This window comes from Humidesulfovibrio sp. (assembly GCF_035560995.1).
Taxonomy (GTDB): domain Bacteria; phylum Desulfobacterota; class Desulfovibrionia; order Desulfovibrionales; family Desulfovibrionaceae; genus Humidesulfovibrio.
In genome coordinates this window covers 1-10077 of record NZ_DATMYK010000014.1, presented here as the reverse complement: position 1 = coordinate 10077, position 10077 = coordinate 1, and the positions used below count along the sequence as shown (strand labels likewise).

Genomic DNA, 10077 nt, shown 5'->3' with positions numbered 1-10077 from the left:
CGCCTGCTCTGGGGCTAGGGCCGGGAAAGCCCATGCCGCGCCCCCTTGCCCGCTTCCTGGCCACCCTGGGCTTCTTGTCCCGGCTGGCGCGGGCCCGAGTCATGGACGAGGCCGACATGCGCCGCAGCATGTTCCACCTGCCGCTCTGCGGCTTGGTCATCGGACTCTTCGCCTGCGCCCCGGCCATGGGCCTCGGCCTGGCGGGATTTTTCACGGCCAGCCCGTTCATCCCGGCCTGGCTGTGCGTGCTGCTCTCCATCTGGCTCACACGCGGCCTGCACCTGGACGGCCTGGCCGACGTCATGGACGGCGCGGGCCAGCACCTGAACCCGGAACGGTTCTGGATCATCCTCAAGGACAGCCGTAGCGGAACCTTCGGCGTGGCCGCCGTGGTGCTGGCGCTTCTGGGCCAGACCCTGCTTCTGGCCGAGGTGCTGCGCGCCGGACCGGCCTGGGCCGTCTGGACCCTGCCCTGGGTCTTCGTGTTCGGCCGGGCCTGCGCCGTAGTCTTCGGCCGCCTCACCCGCGACCTCATCCGCCCCGGCCTGGGCGGGCTGTTCCTTTCCGGAGCCACTGTTCCCGCCGTGCTCTGGGCCCTGGCCCTGGCCCTGGTTCCGGCCCTTGTCCTGCGCCCCATGGCGGCGGGCGCGGCCGCGCTTCTGGCCGTGCTCGCGCTCATACCCCTGTACCGGCTGGCGCGCGCCGTGGGCGGCGTCAACGGCGATTTTCTGGGCGCGGCCGTCATGATAGGCGAAACCACGGCCGCCGCAGGCCTGGCCATTTCCTTCAGCTGCTGAACAAACAGCCCGCGCAAGGAGAACACGCATGAAAGCCAACCGCACCGCCTTCCTCCCCACCCTGGCCCTGCTGCTGCTGAGCCTCGGCCTGTGCGCCTGCGCACCCAGCTTCAGCCTCTTCGGCGGAGGCGCGCAGCCGTACAAACAGCAGACCATCTCCGGCGCGGGCGACGGCAAGATCCTGCTCATCAGCGTGGACGGGCTCATCAGCGAGCGCACGCGAGAGAGCTTCATGCGCACGCGCCCGAGCGTGGTGGAGGAAGTTGCCGCCCAGCTCAAGCTGGCCCGGAAGGACAAGGACATCAAGGCCGTGCTGCTCCGGGTGGATTCCCCCGGCGGCACCACCACGGCCAGCGACATCATCTACCACGAGCTTCTGCGCTACCGCGAGGAGACCAAGGTCAAGCTGGTGACCGTGATGATGGGCCTGGCCGCCAGCGGCGGCTACTACGTGGCCCTGCCGAGCGACCACATCGCCGCGCACCCCACCACGGTGACGGGCAGCGTGGGCGTGATCTTTCTGCAGCCGCGCGTGGCGGGCCTTTTGGACAAAATCGGCGTGGGCGTGGACGTGAGCAAGTCCGGCTTGCAGAAGGACATGGGCTCGCCCTTCCGCGAGGCCACGGCCGAAGAGAAGAAGCTCACCGAGGCCATGGTCAAGGCCCAGGCCGCGCGCTTCCTGGATCTGGTGCAGAAGCACCGCAGGCTGGAGCCCGCCGCGCTCACCATCGTCTCCACCGCGCGGGTGTTCACAGCGGGAGAGGCCAAAGACCTGGGGCTCATCGACTCCGTGGGCTACATGGAGGACGCCGTGGCCAAGGCCGCCGAGCTGGCCGGCCTGGGCAAGAATCCCCAGGTAGTGACCTACCGCCGCCGCCCGGGAACCGACGCCACCTGGTATCAGGCCGGGGCCGACGCCGGGGATCTGCGCCCCTCGCTCATCAACATCGGACTGGACAACCTGCTGCCGCCCTCGGCCGGCTTCTATTCCGTGTGGACGCCAGGCCTGGGGCAGTAAGACGGCCTTGCATGCCGCTACGTACTTTGCTAATTTGACGAGACTTTCGCTTCTCTAACCTGCCCAGCGCAGGGCGGTGGCCATGACCGCCCAGCCGGTGAACCTATGCCGACCCGCCCGACACCTCCCCCAGATGGTCTTGTCGCCGCTCGAAAGCTGCCGCTGTGGAAATGCTGGTTGCCCCCGCTGCTTGTGTTCGGGGTCTTCGCCTTTTTGGCCGTAGCTTCCCAAAAAGGCTACGAGGACGCCGAGCGCGACGCCTTTGAACGCGACGCCGCCCAGCTCCAGATCCGCATAGTGGACCGGCTCCAGGACTTTGAGCTTTTGCTGCACAGCGGCGCAGGCCTGCTGAGGAACTCTCGGCGCATCACGGAAGACGAATGGAGCGGTTTCGTCTCGGACCTGAATTCCGGCGACACCCATCCGGGCATACGCGGCCTCGGGTATTCGCCCCTGGTGCCTGGAAGCGCCTTGAACCGCCATGAGCGCGAGCGCAGGGCGGCACGCCCCGGCTATGCCGTGTGGCCCAAAGGGACGCGCCAAGTTTACTGCCCAGTCACTTTCATCGAGCCCATGGACAAACGCAATCAGCGGGCCATCGGATACGACCTGTATTCCGAGCCCGTGCGCCGAGCCGCCCTGGACCGCGCCAGGGATACCGGAGCAGTCACCCTTTCCGGCAGAGTGGCCCTGGTTCAGGACGGGGGCGAGGACGCTCCGGCAAGCTGCCTCCTCTACCTGCCCGTGTACCGCGCCGGAAGGCCGATAAACACAGTGGCCGAACGCCGCGCCGCGCTGCGCGGGTTTGTCTCCAGCCCCTTCCGCGTCAGCGCCCTGGTGGCGAGCGTGCTGGCCCCCCAGGACGCCAGCCTGGGCCTCAGCATACGCGACGGCGTCGGCGCTGGCGAAGCCCCCCCCTTGTACGAGAGGCCGGCCGCAGCTCCGGCGCGGCTTGTGCGCACAGTCCAGCTTGATCTCTACGGCAGGCAATGGACCATGGAATTCACGCGGGGACAGGAAGGCCTCGCCGCGCCCGCCAAGCGCGAACCCCTGGTGGTGGTGCTGCTTGGGGCCATGCTGGCCGGGGCCGTGTATCTCATCCTGCGCAATCTGGACCGCACCCGCGGCCGGGCCGAGGCCCTGGCCCGACAGATGACCGGAGAACTGCGCGAAAGCGAACTGTACAACCGGGCCGTGTTCCAGAACTCCAGCGTGCCCATCGGCGTGGCCGGACCGGACGGACGCTTTGTGGACGCCAACCCGGCCCTGCTGGAGTTGACCGGCTACACGCGGGAGGAATTTCTCGCCCTGCACCTGGAGCAGTTCATCCACGCGGACTTCCGGGGAGAAATCCGGTCCTTTCTGACCGATGTGCAGGCAGGCGGCCGCGACAGCTATCAAATGGAGCAGGTGTATCTGCGCCGCGATGGCGACGGCATATGGCTGCAAGTAAACGTGGGCGTTTCCCGCGGGGAGGGCGGCGCGCCACGCCTGCTCATCGGCGCGGTGAAGGATATCTCCGCCGAAAAGGCCGCCGAGGCGGCCAAGGCCGAGCGCCGCGTCCTGTACCAGGCCATGTTCGAGGACAACCGCAGCGTGTGCCTGCTGGTGGACCCCAAGACCGGCATCATCCGCGACGCCAACCACGCCGCGGCGAACTTCTACGGCTACACGCGGGAGGAACTCAAGGCCGCCACAGTGCATATGGTGAACACCCTGCCCCGTGCGGAGGTGGACGCCGCCCTCGTTGAGGCCGGAGAACACGGGGGCGTGTTCCATTTCGAGCACAGGCTCAAGGACGGCTCCCTGCGCAATGTCGCGGTGCACACCGGTCCCTTCGACTCCGGCGGACAGGAGCTGCTTTTGTCCACCGTACAGGACGTGACCGACCGCGTGCGCGCCGAGGCCGCCCTCTCCGAAAGTTTGGGCCGCTTCCAGGACCTGGTGGAATCCACGGACCAGGGCGTGGTCCTCTGCGATGTGGACGACGCCATCACCTATGTGAACCCGGCCTTCTCGCGGATTTCCGGGCGCCCGGCCGAAGATCTGCTGGGCAAGTCCAGCTCCGCGCTCATCCTGCCGGAGGACGCCCCGGCCAGGGCGGAGCAGGTGGCCGCGCGGCGGCAGGGCTCGCGCGAGGTCTACGAGACGCGCCTGCTGCACCCCGACGGCTCCCTGCGACGGCTCCGGGTCATGCCCTTCCCGCTCTTCGGCCCGGACGGCTCCTTCCGGGGCGGCTGCGGCCTCGTGGTGGACATTACCGAGCAGCATGCCCTGCGCGAGGCCGAACGCCAGCGCCAGGTGCGCCGCAGCGCCCTGCTGCGCCTGCACGAGATGCACCAGGCCACCCGCCAGGAATTGCTGGATTTCGCCCTGGAGCAGGTTCTGGCCATGACCTCGAGTCCCTTGGGCTACATTTACGACTACGACGACGACTCCCGGCAGTTCGCCTTGCGCTCCTGGTCGCCAAAGACGCAGGAGCAATGCGCCGTGCCCGAGGCCCAGGCCGCCCACCCCAAGGACGGCGCGGGCCTGTGGGCCGAGGCCGTGCGCCTGCGCCGGGCGGTGCTGGTGAATGACTATGCCGCGCCGCATCCGGGCAAGCGCGGCTGCCCGGAAGGCCACGTGGCGCTCACGCGCTTCCTGTCCGTGCCGGTCATCAGCCTGGGCCGGATGCAGGCCGTGGTGGGCGTGGCCAACAAGCAGGAGCCCTACACCGAGGAAGACGCCGCCCAGCTCAAGCTCTTCACCGACGGCTTGTGGAGTATTCTGGAGCGTCAGGAAGCGGAGCAGGGCCTGCGCGAGGTGACCCAGCGCTTCCAGCAGGCGGTGCGGGCCGGACGCATCGGCCTGTGGGAGTGGAACCTGGACAGCGGCTCCCTGCATCTGGACCCGATGATGGAGGAGCTGTACGGCCTGGAGGATATGAACCGCACCGGCACCCCGGAGGACTGGCTGTGCCGCGTGCACCCGGAGGACCGCGACGCCGTGCGCCGGGCCCTGGTCACGGCCACGGAGGAAGGCGGCCGCTTCGAGGCTTCCTTCCGGGTGCTGCACCCAGACGGCCAACTGCGCTATGTGGAGGCCTCTGCCCTGGCCCACCTGGACCGCCAGGGCAGACCCATGCGCGTGGTGGGCGTGAACATAGATGCCACCCGGCTGCGTGAGGCCGAGGCCAAACTGGCCCAGGGCCACCGCTTCCTGCAGACCCTCATCGACACCCTGCCGCACACTTTTTTCTGCAAGGACATGGAGGGGCGCTACCTGCTGGTGAACCGCTCCTTCGGGCGGCTGCACGGGGGCCAGTCCCCGGAATCCTTCCTCGGCAAGGTCGTCGAGGACATCTGCCCCGATGAACTGAGCGGCCTGCACCGCGAGTGGGACCGGCGCATCCAGGAGGCCGGCCCCGGCACCACCCTGAGCTATGAGTACTCCCGCCCGGGAGCCAGCGGCGGCATGGAGCATCGCATCGTGTTCAAGAGCTTGGTGCGTTTCCCGGACGGCCGGCCGGGCATCGTGGGCTTCAACGTGGACAACACCCAGCGCAAGGAGGACGAGGAAGCACTGCGCGAGGAGCGCCGCAGGCTGTCCGACGTCATCGAGGGCACCAACGCCGGCACCTGGGAATGGAACATCGCCACCGGGGAGCTCCTGCTGAACGACCGCTATGTGGAGATCGCCGGGTACAGCCTGGACGAGCTCGCGCCGGTGAACATCAAGACATGGCTCGAGCTGGTCCACCCGGAAGACCTGCTCCGTTCGACCAAGGCCCTGGAGGCGCATTTCGCCGGGCTCACCAGCTATTACGACTGCGAGTGCCGCGTGCGGCACAAGAACGGCCACTGGGTGTGGACGCATGACCGCGGCCGGGTGTTCCGCTCCGACCCGGAGGGCAAGCCGCTGCTCATGTCCGGCACCTTGAGCGACATCAGCGAGCGCAAACTGGCAGAAGAGCGCCTGGCCCTGGTGGCCCGCTTCCCGGTGGAAAACCCGCACCCGGTGCTGCGCGCGGACAAGTCCGGCGTGCTGCTGTACGCCAACCCCGCGGCAGAGCCCCTGCTCCAGAGCTGGGGCCAACGCGTGGGCGGCAGGCTCCCCCGCGAGCTGCGCCGCGAGCTGCGACTGGCCCTGGACTGCGCCCGCGTCCGCAGCTCGGAGCGCTCGTACCAGAGCGGCATCTACAATTTCAGCCTTTCGCCCTTCGTGGACAAGGGCTACGTGAACATCTACGCCGTGGACGTGACCCAGCGCAAAAGCGCGGAAACGGCCCTGCGCTTAAGCGAGCTGCGCTACCGTGAGCTGGCCGTCATGCTGCGCCTCATGTGCGACAACGTGCCGGACATGATCTGGGCCAAGGACATGGAAGGCCGCTATCTCTTCGCCAACAAAGCCACCTGCGAGCAGTACCTGGGCGTGAACGACCCCCAGGCCCCCCTGGGCAAGAGCGACAGCCATTTCCTGGAGCAGCGCCGGGCCGAATGTCCGGAAGATCCGGGCTGGCACACCATCCGCCTGGGCGGGGAGGACTCCGACCGGGAGACACTGGAAGGCCGCGCGCCCGGCCGCTATGAGGAGTGCGGCCAGAACAGGGGCCGCTTCGAAATCTACGAGGTGCGCAAGGCCCCCTTCGTCAACGACCAGGGCGTGGTCATCGGCGTGGTGGGCGCGGCGCGCAACATTACGGAACGCAAGGCAGCAGAGGATGCCCTGGCCCGGAGCGAGGAGCGTTTCCGCACCCTGGCCCAGGTCTCGCCCGTGGGCATCTTCCAGGCCACCATCGACGGCCGCTGCACATACGTCAACGCCTCCTGGACCGCCATCAGCGGCTTCCCAAGATCCCAGGCCCTGGGCCTGCGCTGGCTGAAAGCCCTGGAGCCCGCCGATCGCAAGACCACTTTGGAGGGCTTCCGCGAGACCATACGCAGCGGCGAGGACTTCGTGGCCGAGTTCCGGCTGCGCGCGCCCGGAGAACGCGGCATCTGGGTGCTGGTGCGCGCCGCCGCCATGCGCGACGCCCGCGGCGAACTCACCGGCTTCGTGGGCGCGCTGACGGACATAACCGACCGTAAGCACGCCGAGGACACCCTGCGCCGCGCAAAGGCGGCCGCTGAGGCCGCCACCCAGGCTAAGGCGCAGTTCCTGGCCAACATGAGCCACGAGATACGCACGCCGCTGGCCGGGGTCATCGGCACCACACGGCTTTTGGCCCAAACGCGCCTGGACGAAGAACAGCGCCGCCTGGCGGACATGGCCGTCGAGTCCGGCCGGGCCTTGCTCGGCGTGGTCAACGACATCCTGGACTTCTCCAAGATCGAGGCCGGACGGATGCCGCTACGGCCCGCTCCCTTCGCCCTGCGCAGTTGCCTGGACACCGTGACCGGACCCAGCGCCCTGCTGGCGCGCGAACGCGGCCTCAGCTTCACCGTACGCGTGGCCCCGGATGTTCCCGACGCCCTGGTGGGCGACGAGGCCCGCCTGGGCCAGGTGCTGCGTAACCTGCTGGGCAATGCGCTCAAGTTCACGGAAACCGGCGGCGTCAACGTCGAGGTGTCCCAAGACCGCGCACGGAACGCCGCAGACGGCCACGTCCGCCTGTGCTTCAGCATCACGGACACAGGCTGCGGCATCGAACCCGGCTACCTGCCGCAGCTCTTTCAAAGCTTCAGCCAAGGCGACAGCTCCTACGCCAAGCGCCACGGCGGCACCGGCCTGGGCCTGGCCATCAGCAAAAACCTCGCGCAGCAGATGGGCGGCGGCATAGAGGTCGCCAGCACGCCGGGCAAGGGCAGCACCTTCACCTTCAGCGCCCTGTTCGAGCTGGCCCCCGGAGCGCCGGTGTCCGCCTTCGGCTCGTTCCGCCTCATGGAGCCGAGCGTACCCTACGCCGCGCAGAATTTCTCACCCGCCAGCACGCTGGCCGCCGCTTCGGATACAAACGGGTTGCAAACCGGCCTGCATGTACTCCTGGCCGAGGACAACGCCATCGGCCGCGTGCTCATGGTGCACCTGCTGGAGAACGCCGGGCACCGCGTCACCTGCGTGGGCGACGGCCACGAGGTGCTGGCCGCCCTCCAGAACCAAGCGTATGACCTTGTGCTCATGGATGTGCAGATGCCGCGCATGGATGGCATCGCCGCCACCCGCAAGATCCGCCAGGGCGCAGCGGGAGAACGCAACGCGGGAATGGCCGTGGTCGCCCTTACCGCCTACGCCTCCCCCGAGGACCGCCAACACTTCCTCGACTCCGGCATGGATGACGCCGTGGCCAAACCGGCCGAGGAGGACGCGCTCCTGCAAGCCATGAAACGCGCTTTGGCCGCCGCGCGCGACCGTTCCCAGCCCGCTCAGGAGGCCCCCGGAACCGCTCCCGGCACCCCTGACCCCGAACAGGCTCCCCACCTGGATCAGGGCTACCTGCAACGTTCCTTTGGCGAGCACCAGGACCTCCTGCGCATCATGCTGCGCCAGTTCCTGGACAGCAGCCTGCCGGAGATCGACCAGACCATGAACCAAGCCCTGCGCAGCCTGGACCTGACGGCCGGACGCGCCACGGCGCACCGTGCGCGCGGCACCCTGGGGGCCATAGGCGCGGCGCGGGCCGCGCTGCTGGCCGCCCAGGCGGAAACACACGCCGTAAAATGTGATCCCGACGCCTTCCGGCTTGCGGCCCGAGCCCTGCTGGCAGAACTGGACTTGCTGAAACAACGCCTGCGCCACCACGCCGCGCCGGCCAATACGGAGAAACAATGAGCGCCAGCCATCGCGGCCCTTTGCCCGAAGATCCGCAGATCGCCGCAATAGTGCGCGCCCTGGGCCTTGTGCCCCTGCCGCAGGAAGGGGGCCTCTACGCCGAGACGTACCGCTCCGCGCGCATCCTGCCCGCGGGCGCGGCCGGGCCGGAGCAGGCAGGGCCCCGCGCCTGCGCCACCGCCATTTACTACCTCGTCACGCCCACGCGCTTTTCCGCCCTGCACCGCGTGGCCAGCACCGAGATCTTCCACTTCTACCTGGGCGATCCCGTGCGCATGCTGCAACTGCACCCCGACGGCACAGGCGGCACCCGCGTCATCGGCACCGACATCGCCGCCGGGCAGCGCCCGCAAGTCGTGGCCCCGCGCGGCGTGTGGCAGGGCACGCGCCTTGAGCCCGGCGGGCGCTTCGCCCTGCTGGGCTGCACCGTGAGCCCCGGCTTCGACTTCGCCGACTACGAACACGGCCGCCGCCGCGATCTGGTGGGCCAGTACCCGGATTGGACCAGCGAGATAGAAGCGCTGACCCCGGACGAATAGCGCCCGCCCCAGCCAGGCCAAGGAACTGCGCCCTTTCCCCTTGATTCCTCCGGCCTTGCTTTTCCGGCCCCGGCTGACTAGTTTCCGTCAATCGGAGGGTCTGGCATGCGTTTCACCGGCATCAATCATCTGGCCATGGCCACGGGCAGCATGGACGCCACCATCCGCTACTGGCGCGACCTGCTGGGCCTGCGCCTTGTGGCGGGCCTGGGGCATCCCGGCTACCGGCACTATTTCTTCGAGCTCACCGAACGCGACATGATCGCCTTTTTCGAGTGGCCGGGAGTGGAGCCCGGCCCGGACAAGGACCATGGCGCGCCGGTGCGCGGGCCCTTCACCTTTGACCACATCTCCTTCGGCCTGGAGGCCGAGGACGAGCTGTGGGAACTGCGCGACCGTCTGGACGCCGCCGGTTTCTGGGTCTCGGAGGTTGTGGACCACGGCTTCATCCACTCGCTGTACTCCTTCGACCCGAACAACATCGCGGTGGAGTTCAGCGTGCCCGTGGCCGGGGTGGACATCCGCAAAAATCCGGTCATGGCCGACACCGAGCCCACCGCCTGCGCCAGGCAAGGGGCCGAGCCCGTGCCCGGCGTGTGGCCCAAAGTGGCGCACTCCACGCCCAAATCCGAGCGCCGCGTCTACCCCGGCGAAGGCCTGCGCCTGGTGGGCAAGGAACCCGAGGACGGCGACAAGGGCCCCAGGCATGTGTAGCGCTGGAGGCGCCGCCGGAAACGACGAGGCACGCCTGCTGCTCCCCTTTGCCCCCGGCTGCCGCATCACCAGCCTGCTGCGCCGCGAGAAGCGCTTCACGGCAGTCACGCTGGACGGGGCGGGCGGCGAGGTGCGCGCGCACACCAACAACACCGGGTCCATGCTGGGACTTTTGCGGCCGGGAACGCCCGCCCTGCTCTCCCCTGCCGCCAATCCAGACCGGGCCCTGAAGTGGACCCTGGAGGCCCTGGCCCTCCCG

At 68.6% G+C, this 10077-nt stretch carries 5 protein-coding genes and 1 pseudogene; all 6 read left to right on the top strand.

The annotated features are described in order from the left end of the window. Nucleotides 1-797 (top strand): adenosylcobinamide-GDP ribazoletransferase (locus VN419_RS00410; protein WP_325643269.1); only part of this gene is annotated, 797 nt, incomplete at its 5' end. Nucleotides 798-825: 28 nt separating this feature from the next. Next, nucleotides 826-1815 carry a signal peptide peptidase SppA gene (gene sppA / locus VN419_RS00405; RefSeq protein WP_325643267.1) on the top strand — a complete coding sequence of 330 codons (990 nt, stop codon included), beginning with the start codon at nt 826-828 and terminating at the stop codon, nt 1813-1815. A gap of 177 nt (nt 1816-1992) precedes the next feature. Continuing rightward, the gene (locus tag VN419_RS00400) at nt 1993-8565 is read left to right on the top strand and encodes a PAS domain S-box protein (RefSeq protein ID WP_325643265.1); all 6573 of its coding nucleotides are present in this window, start codon (nt 1993-1995) and stop codon (nt 8563-8565) included. After that, entirely contained in the window at nt 8562-9104 is a 543-nt protein-coding gene (locus VN419_RS00395; RefSeq protein WP_325643263.1) for a cupin domain-containing protein, read from the top strand. The genes VN419_RS00400 and VN419_RS00395 overlap by 4 nt, the downstream gene beginning before the upstream one ends. Nucleotides 9105-9209: 105 nt before the next feature. Beyond that, entirely contained in the window at nt 9210-9818 is a 609-nt protein-coding gene (locus VN419_RS00390; RefSeq protein WP_325643261.1) for a VOC family protein, read from the top strand. Continuing rightward, a pseudogene (locus tag VN419_RS00385) lies at nt 9811-10077 on the top strand (sugar fermentation stimulation protein SfsA); the annotation flags it as partial. The gene VN419_RS00390 and the pseudogene VN419_RS00385, both read left to right, overlap by 8 nt.

Excerpts from the sequence above, each read along its gene's own strand:
- sppA (WP_325643267.1), top strand. The coding sequence starts at position 826 with ATGAAAGCCAACCGCACCGCCTTCCTCCCCACCCTGGCCCTGCTGCTG.
- VN419_RS00395 (WP_325643263.1), top strand. The coding sequence starts at position 8,562 with ATGAGCGCCAGCCATCGCGGCCCTTTGCCCGAAGATCCGCAGATCGCC.
- VN419_RS00390 (WP_325643261.1), top strand. The coding sequence starts at position 9,210 with ATGCGTTTCACCGGCATCAATCATCTGGCCATGGCCACGGGCAGCATG.